General features: G+C 72.2%; 14 protein-coding genes and 1 pseudogene. 7 read left to right on the top strand and 8 right to left on the bottom strand.

Features of this window, described 5'->3' with window-relative positions; all coding sequences use genetic code 11:
• Positions 1-59: 59 nt before the first annotated feature.
• The 4 genes from ACFWM2_RS13975 to rsmI all read right to left on the bottom strand — a co-directional run bounded on the left by ACFWM2_RS13975 (position 60) and on the right by rsmI (position 4,098).
• Positions 60-1,412 carry a ubiquitin-like domain-containing protein gene (locus ACFWM2_RS13975; protein WP_383277882.1) on the bottom strand — a complete coding sequence of 451 codons (1,353 nt, stop codon included), beginning with the start codon at positions 1,410-1,412 and terminating at the stop codon, positions 60-62.
• Positions 1,413-1,545: 133 nt separating this feature from the next.
• Positions 1,546-2,415 (bottom strand): TatD family hydrolase, encoded by an 870-nt coding sequence (locus ACFWM2_RS13970; RefSeq protein ID WP_383277879.1) that lies wholly within the window; start codon positions 2,413-2,415, stop codon positions 1,546-1,548.
• Between the two features lie 115 nt (positions 2,416-2,530).
• The gene (locus tag ACFWM2_RS13965; protein WP_383277876.1) at positions 2,531-3,013 is read right to left on the bottom strand and encodes a hypothetical protein; all 483 of its coding nucleotides are present in this window, start codon (positions 3,011-3,013) and stop codon (positions 2,531-2,533) included.
• A 227-nt stretch (positions 3,014-3,240) separates the two neighbouring features.
• The gene (gene rsmI / locus ACFWM2_RS13960; RefSeq protein ID WP_383277873.1) at positions 3,241-4,098 is read right to left on the bottom strand and encodes a 16S rRNA (cytidine(1402)-2'-O)-methyltransferase; all 858 of its coding nucleotides are present in this window, start codon (positions 4,096-4,098) and stop codon (positions 3,241-3,243) included.
• Positions 4,099-4,160: 62 nt separating this feature from the next.
• Between rsmI and ACFWM2_RS13955 the strand changes: the two genes are divergently transcribed.
• The 6 genes and pseudogenes from ACFWM2_RS13955 to ACFWM2_RS13930 all read left to right on the top strand — a co-directional run bounded on the left by ACFWM2_RS13955 (position 4,161) and on the right by ACFWM2_RS13930 (position 11,088).
• Positions 4,161-5,900 (top strand): dolichyl-phosphate-mannose--protein mannosyltransferase, encoded by a 1,740-nt coding sequence (locus tag ACFWM2_RS13955; protein ID WP_383277870.1) that lies wholly within the window; start codon positions 4,161-4,163, stop codon positions 5,898-5,900.
• 44 nt (positions 5,901-5,944) lie between these two features.
• Positions 5,945-6,076 (top strand): annotated as a pseudogene (locus ACFWM2_RS13950) (pyridoxamine 5-phosphate oxidase); the annotation flags it as partial.
• A 148-nt stretch (positions 6,077-6,224) separates the two neighbouring features.
• Positions 6,225-7,853, top strand: a complete 1,629-nt coding sequence (locus ACFWM2_RS13945; protein ID WP_383277867.1) for a penicillin-binding transpeptidase domain-containing protein — start codon at positions 6,225-6,227, stop codon at positions 7,851-7,853.
• Positions 7,854-7,950: 97 nt separating this feature from the next.
• Positions 7,951-9,624, top strand: a complete 1,674-nt coding sequence (locus tag ACFWM2_RS13940) for a penicillin-binding transpeptidase domain-containing protein (protein ID WP_383277864.1) — start codon at positions 7,951-7,953, stop codon at positions 9,622-9,624.
• 58 nt (positions 9,625-9,682) lie between these two features.
• Positions 9,683-10,246: a YbaK/EbsC family protein gene (locus ACFWM2_RS13935; RefSeq protein WP_383277861.1), complete on the top strand. Its 564-nt coding sequence runs from the start codon at positions 9,683-9,685 to the stop codon at positions 10,244-10,246.
• Complete coding sequence (locus ACFWM2_RS13930) at positions 10,243-11,088, top strand: EamA family transporter (RefSeq protein WP_383277858.1); 846 nt, start codon at positions 10,243-10,245, stop codon at positions 11,086-11,088. Before ACFWM2_RS13935 ends, ACFWM2_RS13930 begins: the two co-directional genes overlap by 4 nt.
• Positions 11,089-11,518: 430 nt before the next feature.
• On the opposite strand, the gene ACFWM2_RS13925 is transcribed toward ACFWM2_RS13930, so the two are convergent.
• From ACFWM2_RS13925 to ACFWM2_RS13915, 3 genes are all read right to left on the bottom strand, one after another.
• On the bottom strand, positions 11,519-12,682 hold the full coding sequence (locus ACFWM2_RS13925; protein WP_383278328.1) for a serine hydrolase domain-containing protein: 1,164 nt from the start codon (positions 12,680-12,682) through the stop codon (positions 11,519-11,521).
• 182 nt (positions 12,683-12,864) lie between these two features.
• A complete protein-coding gene (locus tag ACFWM2_RS13920; RefSeq protein ID WP_383277855.1) occupies positions 12,865-13,311 on the bottom strand; it encodes an organic hydroperoxide resistance protein in 447 nt (148 codons plus the stop codon).
• 266 nt (positions 13,312-13,577) lie between these two features.
• The gene (locus ACFWM2_RS13915; RefSeq protein ID WP_383277852.1) at positions 13,578-14,246 is read right to left on the bottom strand and encodes a DUF4097 family beta strand repeat-containing protein; all 669 of its coding nucleotides are present in this window, start codon (positions 14,244-14,246) and stop codon (positions 13,578-13,580) included.
• Positions 14,247-14,467: 221 nt separating this feature from the next.
• Between ACFWM2_RS13915 and ACFWM2_RS13910 the strand changes: the two genes are divergently transcribed.
• Positions 14,468-15,223: a helix-turn-helix domain-containing protein gene (locus ACFWM2_RS13910; RefSeq protein ID WP_383277849.1), complete on the top strand. Its 756-nt coding sequence runs from the start codon at positions 14,468-14,470 to the stop codon at positions 15,221-15,223.
• 13 nt (positions 15,224-15,236) lie between these two features.
• Here the strand turns inward: ACFWM2_RS13910 and ACFWM2_RS13905 are convergent, their stop codons facing one another.
• On the bottom strand, positions 15,237-15,722 hold the full coding sequence (locus ACFWM2_RS13905) for a MarR family winged helix-turn-helix transcriptional regulator (RefSeq protein ID WP_383278324.1): 486 nt from the start codon (positions 15,720-15,722) through the stop codon (positions 15,237-15,239).
• Positions 15,723-15,790 lie beyond the last annotated feature (68 nt).

The raw sequence follows: 15,790 nt of genomic DNA, 5'->3' as shown, positions 1-15,790 counted from the left end.
GGCCCCGGTACGGGACGGGAAGGGGAGGCGGGGCGAATCCAGCGAAGGCGAAGCCCCCCTCACCCCTGCAACCGCGCCCCGCAGTGCGGCCAGGGGCTCGCCCCCCGCCGTACGTACAGCTTCTTCGCCCGGAAGGTCTGCTCCGCGGCCGGGGCGTCCTGCGGCCGGCCGGAACCGCCCAGGCTGTGCCAGGTCCGCGTGTCGAACTGGTAGAGCCCGCCGTACGTACCGGAGGGATCCACCGCCCCGGGCCGCCCCCCGGACTCACAGGCGGCGAGACGGGACCAGTTGAGGTGGTCGGCCCCGGCGACCGACACCGGCGGCGGCTTCGTCCCGACCTTCACGACCTGCGTCCGCGGCTCCCGCACCACCTCGGACTTCAGCCGCCGCGGCTTCTGCCGCACGCCGTTGACGGTCCGCAGCGCGTACGTGACCCGCCGGGCGCCGGGCTGCCCGGCCCGCTCGACGACCTCGGTCCCCCGGAACAGCGAGGGATCCCGGGTCCGCTCCACCTCGAACGGGATCGGCTCCTCGCGGACCTCCTTGGTCCCGGTGACCCGCATGACGGTGACGGTCTGCCCGTCGCGCGGAAAACTGCCGGGCGCGACGGACGTGGTGTCCTGCCCGCGCAGGGTGATCCCGGCCTCCTCGACGGCCTCCCGGACACTCGCGGCGTTCGTGCGGATCGTGCGGGTCCGCCCGTCCGCGAGGATCGTGACGGTCCGCTCCGTACGGACGTCGAGCGCCAGCCCGGCCCGGCCGATCGGCTGGGAGCGCGAGGTCGACACGTACGCGCCCTCCGCGCGCACCCCGAGCTGTCTGAGTGCGCCGTCCACCGTGTGCGCCGTCGTCCACACCTTGCGCCGGTGCCCGTCGAGGGTGAGGTGCATGGGCCGCCCGTAGCGCACGGCGACCTCGTCCCCGCTGGCCAGGGGGGTGCCGGGAGCGGGCGCCACGATGTCGTGGGCGCCCACCTCGACGCCCTCGTCGGCGAGCAGCTCGGTCACGTCGTCCGCGAAGGTGTGCAGCGTGCGCGGCGCCCCGTCGACGCTGAGCTCGATCGCCTTGTCCTTGGCGACGAACGCGGTGGTGCCGCCCGCGAGGAAAGCCACCACCAGCGCCTGCGGCAGCAGCCGGCGCAGCGGGTCGGGCCGTACGGAGGCGCGCTTGCGGCGGGCGGCCCGGCGGGCCTCGGCCCGGCCGCCGGAGAGCGGGGCAGCACCCTCGGGGATGTTCTGCCGCGGCAGCCGGGGCTCCTCGTAGGCGGGCCGGTACGTGTCCTCGTGGAGCCCGTACGGCAGGGTCGGCGCGGCGTGCGGCCCGTGGGCGGCGTACGCCGGGCGCGGCTCATGGGTCGGGGCGGCTCCGGCGGGTGCGGCGGATCCGTACGTCTCGTACTGCGAGTTGCTCACGACGACACGCTCCAGGGGGTTCGGGCGACCAGAACCTAGCGGAGTGGCCGTCACTCTCCAAAGCAACGCGGCTACGCAGTGTCGCGACACGCCTTGAGGTGGGTCCCGGGAAAACCCCTGGAAGCGTTATCCGTCAGTAATCGAACGCGCGGGCCGTGTTCGCCGCGAGCGCCGTCGCCAGCGCGTCCTCGTCGATGCCCCGCACGGCCGCCATCGCCCGGACCGTGACCGGAATGAGATAGGGCGCGTTGGGCCGTCCGCGGTACGGCACCGGCGTCAGGAACGGCGCGTCCGTCTCCACGAGGACCAGCTCCAGCGGGGCCGCGGCGAGCGCGTCGCGCAGCGGCTGGGCGTTCTTGAAGGTCATGTTGCCGGCGAAGGACATGAAGTAGCCGGCGCGGGCGCAGATCCGGGCCATCGCCCCGTCACCGGAGTAGCAGTGGAAGACGGTGCGCTCGGGGGCGCCCTCCTCCTTGAGGATGCGCAGCACGTCCGCGTGGGCGTCGCGGTCGTGGATGACCAGCGCCTTGCCGTGCCGCTTGGCGATCTCGATGTGCGCGCGGAAGGACCGCTCCTGGGCGGCCTTGCCCTCCGGGCCGGTGCGGAAGTAGTCGAGCCCGGTCTCGCCGACGCCCTTCACCTGCGCCAGGCCGGCCAGCCGGTCGATCTCGGCCAGCGCGTCGTCCAGGGCGGCGTCACCGCCCCCTGCCCGCGCGCCCTGCCGGGACCAGCCGTCGGGATCGCCGTGCACGATACGGGGCGCCTCGTTCGGGTGCAGTGCGACGGTCGCGTGGACGGCGTCGTGCTCCTGGGCCGTCCGCGCCGCCCACTGGGAGCCCTTCACGTCGCAGCCGACCTGGACGACGGTGGTCACGCCGACCGACGCGGCCTTGGCGAGGCCCTCCTCGACCGTGCCGGACTGCATGTCGAGATGGGTGTGCGAGTCGGCGACCGCGACGCGCAGCGGGTCCGGCAGGGGTGGGGCTTCGGCGTTGGAAGGCATGCCCCGATCCTACGAAGGGGGCATGCCCGACCTCATCTCGCGGGGAGCCAGGAGGCCACCCCACCGCCCGGCGGGCCCGTCCCGCACAGCGGTGGGGGAACGGGGGCCGGCGGTGTCATCCCGCCTTGCGGTGGTGGAACGGGTGCAGCAGATCCGAGAAGTGCCAGTGGTGGTGCTCCTTGAGGGCCGCCGACTCGGCCCCGGTGAGGGCCTCCTGCGGTGCCGCCGGCTCCGCTTCCGCGCCGGCCTCCTCGGGCTGCTTCGGCACGCCCCGCCGCTGCCGGTCCTGCCGCTCCTGGCGCTGCTGTCGCTGCTGTCGCTGCATGGAGTTCAGCACGGACGACACCTGTCCGGCGCGCATGATGCGCACCACGTGGTTGTCGCAGTTCTGGCAGGTCGGCCGGCTCAGGGGCGACGGCACCACCCGCCCGTCCGCCACGTACGTCACGAACTCGCTGCCCTCGGCGTCGAGGTGGTGCTCTATCTCGTAGGACTGCTCCCAGCCGTGCCCGCAGCGCATGCAGGCGAAGGAATACGACTCGTGAACGACGTCCGCCGCCGCCGTGCGACGGCCGGTCTGCCCTGCGATCTCACTCATTCCAGCTCCTCTTGTCCGCTGGACAAGCGCCTCCGTGACGGGATTCCCCCGGAATCCCACTGCGTCCACCGAAGGCGAGGGACGGGTGCGTCCCTTCAACCAGTGGACGCTTCTCCCGGCGCGAATGCATCAGGCCTGTCGAGTGTTGGAGCCGTTTTGGCCTTTCCTTGCCGCAAGGCCCTGGTCCACGGCCTGAGCTTTGCCTTTCACGATAGTCCTTTGCCCTCCTATGGGGCGCTGTGCGCCGCATTCTTTGCCGCGACGACGGCATCGAAGACCTCCCGCTTGGGAATCCCCGCCTCGGCGGCCACAGCGGCGATCGCCTCCTTGCGTCGCTCCCCCGCCTCCTCGCGCACCTGCACCCTGCGCACCAGCTCCCCGGCGTCCAGTTCCGCGGCCCCCTTGGCGGGCGCGCCCTCGACGACGACGGTGATCTCACCGCGGACGCCCTCGGCGGCCCAGGCCGCGAGCTCGCCCAGCGGACCGCGCTTGACCTCCTCGTACGTCTTCGTCAGCTCGCGGCAGACCGCGGCCCGCCGCTCCTCGCCGAACGCCTCGGCCATCGCGGCGAGGGTGTCGTCGAGCCGGTGCGGCGCCTCGAAGTACACGAGGGTGCGGCGCTCCTCGGCGACCTCGCGCAGCCGCGACAGCCGTTCGCCCGCCTTCCTGGGCAGGAAGCCCTCGAAGCAGAAGCGGTCGACGGGCAGCCCGGACAGCGCGAGCGCGGTGAGCACCGCTGACGGGCCCGGTACGGCGGTGACCTTGATGTCCTTCTCGACGGCGGCCGCGACCAGCCGGTAGCCCGGGTCGGAGACGGACGGCATCCCGGCGTCGGTCACCAGCAGCACCCGCGCCCCGCCGACCAGCGCCTCCACCAGCTCCGGTGTGCGGGCCGCCTCGTTCCCCTCGAAGTACGAGACCACGCGTCCGGTCGGCTGCGCGTCCAGCGCCTGCGTGAGCCGGCGCAGCCGCCGTGTGTCCTCGGCGGCCACCACGTCCGCGGCCACCAGCTCCTGCGCGAGCCGGGGCGGAGCGTCGCTCACGTCGCCGATGGGGGTGCCTGCCAGTACAAGGGTTCCTGTCACGTTTCCATCCTCGCAGGGCCCGGGGGCGGGACTCCCACAGCGAGGTTCCCTACGATGGCGCGGTGACCAGTACCGCGTCCTCCACGGACACCCGGCAGGGCCAGGCCACCGAAGAGCAGCAGCCGACGTGGCAGCAGAGGCTGCGCCGGTTCGGCTACCCGGCGACGCCCCGCAGTGACGTCCGCGAGCGGCTCGTGCCGCCGTACGCCGAGCCCAGCCCGCGCATCTGGGCCGCGCTGGGGGTGCGCCAGGAGGTTGCCGCACGCGTCACCCGCTGGTCGGCGTGGGGCGGTCCGCTCCTCGTGACACTGCTCGCCGGGCTGATGCGGTTCTGGAACCTGGGCAGCCCCAAGGCGGTGATATTCGACGAGACGTACTACGCCAAGGACGCCTGGGCGCTGGTCCACCGCGGATACGAGGTCAACTGGCCCAAGGACGCCAACGACCTGATCCTGCAGGGCAACGGCCATGTGACCATCCCGGCGGACGCCGCGTACGTCGTCCATCCGCCGGTCGGCAAGTACGTCATCGGTCTCGGCGAGCTGATGTTCGGCTTCGACCCGTTCGGCTGGCGCTTCATGACGGCGCTGCTCGGCACGCTCTCCGTGCTGATGCTGTGCCGGATCGGCCGCCGGCTGTTCCGCTCGACGTTCCTCGGCTGCCTGGCGGGCGCGCTGATGGCCGTGGACGGGCTGCACTTCGTGATGAGCCGCACCTCGCTGCTCGACGGCGTGCTGATGTTCTTCGTACTGGCCGCCTTCGGCTGTCTGGTCATCGACCGCGACCGGGCGCGGGCCCGGCTGGCAGCGGCGCTCCCACCGGACGAGGACGGGTTCGTACGCCCCGACGCGCGCATCGCCGAGTCGACGCGCCTCGGCCGGCGTCCCTGGCGCTGGACGGCCGGCCTGATGCTGGGCCTGGCCATCGGCACCAAGTGGAACGGCCTGTACATCCTGGCCGCGTTCTGTGTGATGGCCCTGCTGTGGGACGTGGGCTCACGCCGGGTCACCGGCGCCCGTCACCCGTACTCGGCCGTCCTCAAGCACGACACGGGCATCACGTTCCTGGCCACCGTGCCGGTCGCGGTCGCCGTCTACCTGGCCTCCTGGACCGGCTGGATCCTCTCCCCGACGAACGGCAGCGGCGGCTACTTCCGCAACTGGGCGGCGACCGACGGCAAGGGCGGCAGCTGGGCCTTTCTCCCCGACTGGCTGCGCAGCCTCTGGCACTACGAGCACGAGGTCTACAAGTTCCACGTCGGGCTGTCGTCCCCGCACACCTACCAGTCGAACCCGTGGAGCTGGCTCGTCGCCGGCCGCCCGGTCTCGTACTTCTACGAGTCCCCGGCCCCCGGCAGCGACGGCTGCCCGGCCGACGCCGGCGAGAAGTGTGCCCGCGAGGTCCTGGCCCTGGGCACGCCCCTGCTGTGGTGGGCGGCCTGCTTCGCCGTGCTCTACGTGCTGTGGCGGTGGGCGTTCCGCCGCGACTGGCGGGCAGGCGCGATCGCCTGCGGCATCGCGGCCGGTTACCTCCCCTGGTTCATGTACCAGGAGCGCACGATCTTCTACTTCTACGCCGTCGTCTTCGTCCCGTTCCTCTGCCTGGCCGTGGCGATGATGATCGGCGCGATCCTCGGCCCTCCGGGTTCGAGCGAACGCCGCCGCGTCGCAGGCGCCGCCGGCGCAGGCGTCCTCGTCCTCCTGATCGCGTGGAACTTCATCTACTTCTGGCCCATCTACACCGGCACCGCGATCCCGATCGACGACTGGCGGTCACGGATGTGGCTGGATACGTGGGTCTGAGGCGCCTGTCCGGCCATCGGAGGCGATGAGTTCCGACTCGTCGTCGGTCGCCCTACGACGGCATGGTCCGGATCGTCGTGACCGCGACCTGGGCGAAGCTGATCGACTTCGAGACGGCCCTCCCGAGCGCGATCGAGGAACTGGCCAGGCAGCGCGAAGAACGCCGCCGCGACTGACGCCCGCGGCACCCGCGTTCACCCCACCCGTCGGCGGCCGAAGTTCACGTAGGTGACCCGGAGTCGGTGCTAACAATCGGGGAAACTCGCTCCCCGCGTGTCACTCCCCCCGCTTAGAGTGCAACCGCTTACGGGGAGGGGAGCGCGCATGCGCAAGGGGGCCAAGGCTGCCATCGTCGGCAGTGTGTTCGCAGTGATGGTGGGGGGCGCCGGGTACGGCGCGTACAACGTGGTGACCGCGATCAGCGGGGACGGCGGTGCGGCCGGACCTCCGGCCGTCAGGACCGGGCCGCCGAGCGGCGACGAGGTCAAGGAGACCAGCGGCAAGTTCTTCGCTGCCTGGGAGAAGGGCAGCGCGTCCGTCGCCGCGGACTACACGAACAACGCCGCCGACGCCCGGCCGCTGCTGGCCGGCTATCGCGACGACGCGCATCTCACCGACGTGAGGATCACGCCCGACAAGCCGTCCGGCGCCACCGTGTCGTACTCGGTGAAGGCGACGGTGTCGTACGACGGGAAGACCAAGCCACTGGCGTACGACTCCGAACTGACCGTCGTCCGCGGGCAGACGACCGGGAAGGCGCTGGTCGACTGGCAGCCGTCGGTCGTGTATCCCGGGCTGGAGAAGGGCGACACCCTGGTCACCGGTGAGTCGGCGAGCCCGCCGATCGAGGCCGTGGACCGCAACAACGTTGTCCTGACCAAGGAGAAGTACCCGTCGCTCGGCCCGATCCTGGACGCCCTGCGCGGCAAGTACGGCGACGAGGCGGGCGGTACGCCGGCGGTCGAGCTGGCGATCCGGCACGCGGACGCGAGCGCGGGCGCCAAGACGCTGGTGACCCTCGCGAAGGGCAAGGCCGGCAGGCTGCGCACCACGATCAGCGCGACCGCGCAGGCGGCGGCCGAACGGGCCGTCACGAACTACGCCGAGTCGTCCGTGGTCGCCGTGAAGCCGAGCACGGGTGAGGTGCTGGCGGTCGCCAACCACCGCAAGGACGAGTTCAACGCGGCCTTCGAGGGCGAGCTCGCACCCGGCTCCACGATGAAGATCATCACCGCGGCGATGCTCATCGACAACGGCGTGACCTCGATGAACGGCCCGGCACCGTGCACGGACACCGCCGTCTGGCAGAGCCAGACCTTCCACAACCTCACGGGCATGAAGGCCAACGAGAGCGCCACCCTCGCCAACAGCTTCCTGCGGTCGTGCAACACCGCCTTCGTGAAGCTCGTCGACGAGAAGCCGCTGACGGACGAGTCGCTGACCACCGAGGCGCAGGAGCGGTTCGGTCTCGGCAAGGACAACTGGAAGACGGGGATCAGGTCCTTCGACGGCAGTGTCCCGGCCTCCGGCGGCCCGAACCGCGCGGCCAACGCCATCGGCCAGGGCGAGGTCCAGATGAGCCCGCTGAACATGGCGTCGGTCACGGCCACGGCCATCACCGGTGCCTTCCGCCAGCCGTATCTCGTCTCGCCGAAGCTCGACGACCGCCAACTCGCCACCGCACGCGGCCTGTCGCACGGCACCTCCGCCCAGCTGAAGGAGATGATGCGCCTCACCGCGGCCCAGGGCACCGGCGCCCCGGCCATGGCCGGTCTCGGCCCGAACTACGGCGCCAAGACCGGCTCGGCGGATGTCGACGGCCAGGCGAAGTCCAACAGCTGGTTCACCGGTTTCCGGGGCGACGTGGCGGCCGCGGCGATGACCGAGGAGGGCGGGCACGGCGGGGACGCGGCCGGTCCGATCGTCGCAGCTGTGCTACGAACTGGTGGCTGAAGTCACTCCGGTCACACCGGGAACCTAGGGTGGTGCCTCTCGTTGAGAAGCGTGAGGGCACGGGGGCACCAGGGGAACCAGCGGAGGATCTGTAGCTGTGGGCAAGCGAGGGCGCGCCACCGAGCGCGGTAAGAAGAGGCCCGCCGTGATCGGCGGGCTGATCGCCGTGGTCGTCGGCGGCGGGGCAGTCGGCGCCTACAGCCTGTACGGCGGCGGTGGAGCCGCCGCCGAGGACCGGACGACGGCGACCGCCGACCACAAGGCGGTCAAGACCGGGCCGGTGTCGGCGACCGAGGTGCGCACCGCCGCACGCACGTTCCTCGCCGCCTGGCAGGGCGGCCAGGTCGCGAAGGCGGCCGCCGCCACCGACGACTCGGCGGCCGCGACCGCGGCGCTGACCGGTTACCGCAAGGACGCCCACATCACCGGCGTGACCCTGACGTCCGGCACGCGCGCGGGCGCCACCGTCCCGTTCTCCGTCAAGGCGACCGTCACGTACAAGGGCAAGAGCAAGCCGCTCGCGTACAACTCGAAGCTGACCATCGTGCGACGGGCCGAGGACGGTGTCGCGCTGGTGGGCTGGAAGCCGTCCGTCGTGCACCCGGACCTGCGGGACGGCGACCGGCTCGTCACCGGCGCGTCGGGCACCCCGCCGGTCAAGGCCCTCGACCGCGACGGCGGCGAGCTGACCACCGCCAAGTACCCGTCGCTGGGCACGGTGTTGGACGGACTCCGCGAGAAGTACGGCAAGAAGGCCGGCGGTACGGCGGGCATCGAGCTCCGGGTGGTCCGCAAGGCCGCCGCGAAGGGCGCCGACAAGACCCCGGACAAGACGCTGGTGGCGCTGAGCGAGGGAACTCCGGGGACGGTCCACACCACGCTCAGCCCGGCTCTCCAGGCGGACGCCGAGCAGCAGGTGACCACGAAGCCGCGCGCGTCGGTGGTCGTGACCCGCCCGTCGACCGGCGAGATCCTGGCGGTGGCGAACTCGGGCCACGGCTTCAACACCGCCTTCCAGGGCTCCCTGGCCCCCGGTTCCACGATGAAGATCATCACGTCGTCCCTGCTGATCGACAAGGGCCTGGCGTCGGCGGACAAGGCGCACCCCTGCCCCAAGTACGTGACGTACGGCGGCTGGAAGTTCCAGAACGACAACAAGTTCGAGATCAAGAACGGCACGTTCAAGGCGAGCTTCGCGGCGTCCTGCAACACGGCCTTCATCTCGCAGGCCAAGAAGCTCGAGAACGACGACCTGACCAAGCAGGCCCAGCAGGTCTTCGGGCTCAGCAGGAACAACTGGTCCATCGGCGTCCCGTCCTTCGACGGAGCGGTGCCGGTGCAGAGCGCCGCGCAGATGGCGGCCTCGCTGATCGGCCAGGGCGGGGTCCGGATGAACCCGCTGAACATGGCGTCGGTGGTCTCCACTGCGAAGACCGGCACCTTCCACCAGCCGTATCTGGTCGCCCCTTCGGTCGACGACCGTACCCTCGCCAAGGGCTCCCGCTCCCTCTCCTCCACCACTCAGGCCCAGCTGCGCGAGCTGCTCCAGTACACGGCCTCCTCCGGCACCGCCGCCAAGGCCATGTCCGGTCTCGGCCCCGACTTCGGCGCCAAGACCGGCTCCGCCGAGGTCGACGGCCAGAAGGAGCCGAACGGCTGGTTCACGGCCTGGAAGGGCGACTTGGCGGCCGCGGGCGTCGTCCAGGCGGGCGGTCACGGCGGCGACTCGGCGGGCCCGATCGTGGCGGCCCTGCTGCGCGCAGGCAGCTGACGTCCGCTCCCCGGAACTCGGTCGCGTGGCTCGTACACCCACCGCTAGCGTGCCGTGCATGACCGCCGACGAACCGCAGCACGCCGCTCATCCCCGATTCGCCGAGGCCCTGTATGAGCTGGGCCTCGGCGATGTGCTTCCGCGCATCCGCCGCTTCCCGGACGCCACCAGGACCGCCGCCGAGGCCGCTGCCGCGATCGGCTGCGATCTCAGTCAGATCTGCAAGTCGCTGATCTTCGCGGCGGACGGGGTCCCGGTGCTGGTGCTCATGGACGGCGCCTCCCGGGTGGACCTGGAGCTCGTACGGCGGGAGCTGGGCGCGGCGAAGGTCACGCGGGCCAGGGCCGATCTGGTCCGGGAGACGACGGGGTACGCGATCGGCGGGATCCCGCCCTTCGGGCACCGGACGCGGACGCGGGTGCTGGCGGACCGTTCACTGCTCGGCCACGACACCGTGTGGGCCGCGGCCGGCACGCCGTACGCCGTCTTCCCGATGGACCCCAAGTCCCTTGTCGCCCACGCGGGCGGCACGCTCGTCGACGTCCGTGAACAGGACGACGACGGTGCCGACGGCGATGACCCGCACGGCGACGGCCGGGGCGTCCGCGAGCCGGCTCAGTGACCCCGCTCGTCACCGCTGCCGTACTGCTCGCCGCGGTCACGCACGCCGGCTGGAACGCGATGGCGCACCACATCACCGACAAGCTCGTCGGTTTCACACTGATCGCGGGCGGCGGAACGCTGCTCGGGCTGGCCGCGATCCCGTTCGTCGCCTTCCCGGCGTCCGGGGCGTGGCCGTATCTGTTCGCCTCCGCCGTCATCCACGTCGTGTACTACGTGCTGTTGATGCGCTCGTTTCGGCTCGGTGACTTCGGGCAGGCGTATCCGATCGCCCGCGGCACCGCGCCGCTGATCGTGACCGCGCTGGCCGCGGTCTTCGCGCACGAGGTGCCGGACCGGTGGGCTGCGGCGGGCATCGCGCTGTCCTGCGCGGGGCTGACCGGCGTCGCCCTGTGGGGTCTGCGCGGGAGCCGGCCCCACTGGGCGGCGATCGGCGCGGCGTTGGCCACGGGCCTCTCCATCGCCGCGTACACCGTCGTCGACGGCCTCGGCGTCCGCGCCTCCGGCTCCTCCCTCGGCTACACCGCCTGGCTGATGGCCCTGGAGGGCGTGGCGATCCCGGCGTACGCGGCGTATCGCTGGCGCGGTGAGTTCGTGACGGTGCTCCGGCCGTTCGCCGCGGTCGGTCTGCTCGGCGCGGTGCTGTCCGTCTCGGCGTACGGCCTGGTCCTGTGGGCGCAGACGCGTGCGGAGCTGGCGCCGATCGCTGCCCTGCGCGAGTCGTCCATCATCGTGGGCGCGGCCATCGGCGCCGTCTTCTTCAAGGAACGCTTCGGAGCGCCGCGCCTGGCGGCGGCGGGCCTGCTGGTCGCGGGGATCGGCCTGATGCTGCACGCGGGGTGACCCGCCCGCCCGCGGGTGCGCGCGCGTGCGTGCGTCCTGGATTTCGCGCCCCTGTCGTGGGCGTGCGAGCCGGCCTCGTGCGCCCCTGCAACAGGCGCGCACGCCAGCCATCCGCGGCCCCCAAATTGGGGCGTGCGCGCCGGATGTCCGCGCCCCTATAGGAGGCGTGCGCGCCAGACCCTCGCGCGCCGTCACAAGCGAACGCGCCGGACCTCCCGCGCCGCCCCACAGGCGTGCGCCAGAACTCCGCGCCCCCATAGACGGCGTACGCGCCGAATCCTCGCGCCCCGTCACAGGCTCGCACCCCAAACCCCCGCGCCCCGCAGCAGGCGCGCACACCCGCCCGTCGCGTCGCGCGCCCCCATAAACGGCGCGCACGCCGAGACCTCGCGCCCCCATGAACAGCGCGCACGCCGAGCCCCCGCCCCCCTCAGCCGGCGATAGCCGCCCGCACACCCCGTACCAGCGCCTGGGCTCGTGGGTCCGCGGTGACCGTCTTGCGGAAGCCGTTGGTGACGTAGCCGAAGGCGATGCCCGAGTCGGGGTCGGCGAAGCCGAGGGGGCCGCCGCGGCCGGGGTGACCGAAGGAGCCCGGGCCCAGCAGCGGGGACGCCGTGCCGTGGAGCATGTAGCCGAGGCCGAAACGGGTGTTGACGACGAGGACGCGGTCCGGCCCGGCGGACTCCTCCGCGCGGGCCGCCTCGACCGTGGGTGGCGCGAACAGGGGCTCGCGGCCGTCCACCGCACCGATGAGGGCGGCGTAGAAACGGGCGAGGCCCTCCGCGGTGGCGATCCCGTTGGAGGCGGGCAGCGCGGCGGCGCGGTATGCGGGGTCGTTGTCGTCCGGGGGCGGCGTGATCGCGGCGAAGGCGCGGCTGGTCAGCGATGACGGATCGGCGTAGGCGTCGGCCACCGACCGCTTCGGCCGCATCCGCACGCTGCCGGCCGTCTCCGGTGACGTGACGCGCCCCGACCGGCCCACCCGGCCGGTCTCCGCTTCCGGCAGACCGACCCAGAGGTCGGCGCCGAGCGGCCCGGTGATCTCGTCGGCGATCCAGCCGCCGACGCCCCGCCCGGTGACCCGGCGCACCAGCTCGCCGACGAGCCAGCCGTAGGTGTGCGCGTGGTACCCGTGGTCCGCGCCGGGTGCCCAGGCGGGGGCCTGCCCCGCGACCGCCTCCGCCGTACGGTCGGGATCGGCGGCCTCTTCCGGTGTGAGCGGCCGGTCCACCACCGGCACGCCGGCCCGGTGCGACAGCACGTGCCGCACGAGCGCCGTCTCCCTGCCGCGGGCCTTGAACTCGGGCCAGTACGCGCCGACCGGAGCATCCAGGTCCAGTTGGCCGCGCTGGTGCAGCAGGAGCAGTACGGCGGCGGCGACCCCCTTCGTCGCGGAGTGCACGACGTGCGCCGTCTCGCGCTGCCAGGGCTCGGAGCCGTCCACGTCCCGCGTGCCGCCCCACAGGTCGACGACCTTGCGTCCGTGGCGGTAGACGGTCACGGCCGCGCCCCGCTCGCCGAGCGTCTCGAAGTTGCGTACGAACGCCGCCCTGACCGGCTCGAAGCCCTCGGCCACTGTGCCGTTCACGTTCACGTCCACGTCCACGTCCACGTCCACGCCCGCGCTCCCGCCCCGGTCATCTCTGTCCGCCTTGCCCTGCCGGTCGTGCCTGCCCGACCTGCCCTGCCGATCGCGCCGGTCCCGATCGCCGGCAACAGTCGATGCAACAGCCATCCACCGCACGGGATTCCCAGGCACCCAGGGCCTGTCCGGCCCTAGCCGAGCAGGATCGTGACCTCGATGTTGCCCCGGGTCGCGTTCGAGTACGGGCAGACCTGGTGGGCCTCGTCCACCAGCTTCCCCGCGAGCTCCTGGTCGACGACCGGCAGCGAGACGCTGAGGGCGACCGCGAGGCCGTAACCGCGCTGCTGGTTGGGGCCGATGCCGACCTTCGCGGCGACCGTGGAGCCGGACAGGTCGTAGCCGGCGCGGCGGCCGACGAGCACGAGCGCGTTGTGGAAACAGGCGCTGTACCCGGCGGCGAACAGCTGCTCCGGGTTGGTCCCGGCGCCGTCGCCGCCGAGGGCGGGCGGCATCGCGACCCTCAGCTCCAACTGGCCGTCATGGCTGGTCACATAGCCGTCCCGGCCGCCGTGTGCGGTGGCTTCGGCGACGTACATGATCTTCGTGGGACGCGTGTCGACAGCGGCGCCGTCGATCATGGCCGGTCCTCCCCGGGGACAAGTGTGCACAAGTACATTGCGCACAAGCTATCCACCGCCACCGCCCTCTTGTTACCCGGGGGTAGAAACCACCGGTAACCAGCGACGCTCCGGCCCGGGTGACCCGGCGGAGGCGGTCAGGTCCGGGCGCCGGACTCGTGAACGACACCGATCGAGACACCGGCAGGGCGGCGTACGCCGACGCGATGTCGGAGTATGCCGCCCCGGGGCGGGAGCACCGAACCGGCGGCGCCACCTGGCCCGGCTCAAAGGCTGCGAGCGGAGATGTCCCCGTAGCCGGTGGTCGCGCGGATGTTCAGGCCGGCAGCGCCCTCGGTGTTCTTGAGCGCGTTGTGGATCCGGCCGTAGCCGGTGCCGGCGTCCAGGGAGGCGGAGGCTCCGCGGGCGGCGCCGACCGAGATCTCGCCGGCCTCGGTGCGCAGTTCGACCGTGCCGCGCACGGCCTCGGCGATGTGGAGGTCGCCCTTCTGGGTGCTGATCTCCGCGGAACCGCCCAGGCGGCCGACCGAGACGTCGCCGGCGAGAAGGGTGAGTCGGGCGCTCGCGGTCTCGTCGAGCTTGACCGAACCCTGCGCGCCCTCGAAGGCGACGTCGCCGAGCCGCCCGACGCCGCGGAACTCACCGCTGGCCGCCTTCGCCTCGATGCGGGAGCCGGCGGGCAGCTGGACGGTCACCTCGACCGATCCGGAGTTGCCGAGGATCCGGTTCTTCGCCGGGGCGGCCTCGATCCGCAGGACGCCGTCGCCGTACTCGACCGTGATCTGCTCCGCCGCCTTCACGTCGCGGCCCTTCGAGGCGTCCGCGGGCAGGACCTCGACCGTGGTGTCGGCCCGGTCGGCGGCGATGAACCGGATGCGCCCCGCGGGGATGTCGAGGACGGCGGAGACGGGGGCGGGGGTGTCGAACTTCTGCATCGTGCTCTCCTCGGTTCGTTGTTTCCGATAGAGGAAAAGCTACGTTGCGTTCACGAAACTGGCAACAAACTCGTTGCGTGTAATTGTCATCTGAGCAGCTCACAGCCGTTAAATCGTTGCATTGGTTCTGAATCTAACGCAACAACCGCCAGTCTGTTCGTTGCAATGAATTGGAAGTGAACGCTATATTGGAGACACCACGGACCACGAAGGAGACCGCGATGCCGGGAGGCAGGCTCACCCAGCAGGAACGCCGGCAGATCGCGCTGGGACTGGCCGACGGCCTCGCCTACGCGGAGATCGCCAGAGGCCTCGACCGCCCCACCTCGACGGTCACGCGCGAGGTGTTGCGCAACGGCGGTCCCACCGCCTACCGCGCCGACCTCGCCCACCGCGCCACCGAACACCGCGCGCACCGGCGCAGGCAGGCCGCGCCCCGGGGAGCGGAAGCGCCCCCGCAGGCCCACGGACGCGACGCCGAGGCCGTACGCGAGTACGAGGAGGTGTTCACCACCGTCTTCATGGCTTCGGGCGCGCCCAAGATGATGTCCCGGGTGCTGGCCTGCCTCTACACCACCGACGCGGGCACGCTCACCGCGTCCGAACTCGTCCAGCGCCTCCAGGTCAGCCCGGCGTCCATCTCCAAAGCGATCGCGTTCCTCGAGAGCCAGGGCCTCGTCCGCCGGGAACGCGACGAGCGGCGCCGCGAGCGCTACGTCGTCGACGACGACATCTGGTACCAGTCGATGATCGCCAGCGCCCGGTCCACCGCCCAGGTCGTCGAGACCGCACGGCAGGGCGTCGGCATCCTCGGCCCCGGCACCCCGGCGGCCGTCCGCCTCGAGAACGTCGCCCGCTTCCTCGACTTCGTCTCCGAGAGCCTCACCCGCGCCGCGGAGCAGGCCCGCGAGGTCCTCCACACGAAGCCCGAAGCGGCCTCGGGCGGCACCGTCGAGCCAAGCTCGGATCAGGGGTAGCAGCGCCCGGGCGTCAACGCCCCCGGGCCGCCGCCCCCTCCGCCCGATCCGCTAGCCGCCACAGCTCCTCGCGCAGCCGGGCGACCTCGTCCCCGTCCACGCCGGTCGCCGCCAGCAGCGCCTCGGGCACGCTCTCCGCGCGCTCGCGCAGCGCCTCGCCCCGCCCGGTCGGCGCGACGAGCACGGTCCGCTCGTCGCGCGCCGAGCGCTCGCGGCGCAGCAGACCGGCCGTCTCCAGCCGCTTGAGCAGCGGCGACACCGTGCCGTAGTCGAGCCGCAGGCTGCCCGTCAGCTCCTTGACCGTGGTCTCGCCGCGCTCCCAGAGGACGAGCATGACCAGGTACTGCGGGTAGGTGAGGCCGAGTTCTTCGAGAAGCGGGCGGTAGGCGGCGGTCACCGCACGCTGGGCGGCGTACAGCGCGAAGCACAGCTGCTCGTCGAGCAACAGCGACCCCGGCCGGCCGCCCGGGGACCCGGCCTCCCGGACCGGGACACCCACCCCACGGACCGGAGCGCTGCCCGCCCCCCGCTCCGCGGCACCCGCCCCACGGACCGGAGCAACACCCG

Source organism: Streptomyces sp. NPDC058371, from assembly GCF_042723265.1.
In the GTDB taxonomy this organism is placed as follows: Bacteria; Actinomycetota; Actinomycetes; order Streptomycetales; family Streptomycetaceae; genus Streptomyces.
This window is presented reverse-complemented; position numbering and strand designations above follow the sequence as displayed.

Coding starts and splice junctions, on each gene's coding strand:
- ACFWM2_RS13970 (WP_383277879.1), bottom strand. CDS start 2,415: ATGCCTTCCAACGCCGAAGCCCCACCCCTGCCGGACCCGCTGCGCGTC.
- ACFWM2_RS13965 (WP_383277876.1), bottom strand. CDS start 3,013: ATGAGTGAGATCGCAGGGCAGACCGGCCGTCGCACGGCGGCGGCGGAC.
- ACFWM2_RS13945 (WP_383277867.1), top strand. CDS start 6,225: ATGCGCAAGGGGGCCAAGGCTGCCATCGTCGGCAGTGTGTTCGCAGTG.
- ACFWM2_RS13935 (WP_383277861.1), top strand. CDS start 9,683: ATGACCGCCGACGAACCGCAGCACGCCGCTCATCCCCGATTCGCCGAG.
- ACFWM2_RS13920 (WP_383277855.1), bottom strand. CDS start 13,311: ATGATCGACGGCGCCGCTGTCGACACGCGTCCCACGAAGATCATGTAC.
- ACFWM2_RS13915 (WP_383277852.1), bottom strand. CDS start 14,246: ATGCAGAAGTTCGACACCCCCGCCCCCGTCTCCGCCGTCCTCGACATC.
- ACFWM2_RS13910 (WP_383277849.1), top strand. CDS start 14,468: ATGCCGGGAGGCAGGCTCACCCAGCAGGAACGCCGGCAGATCGCGCTG.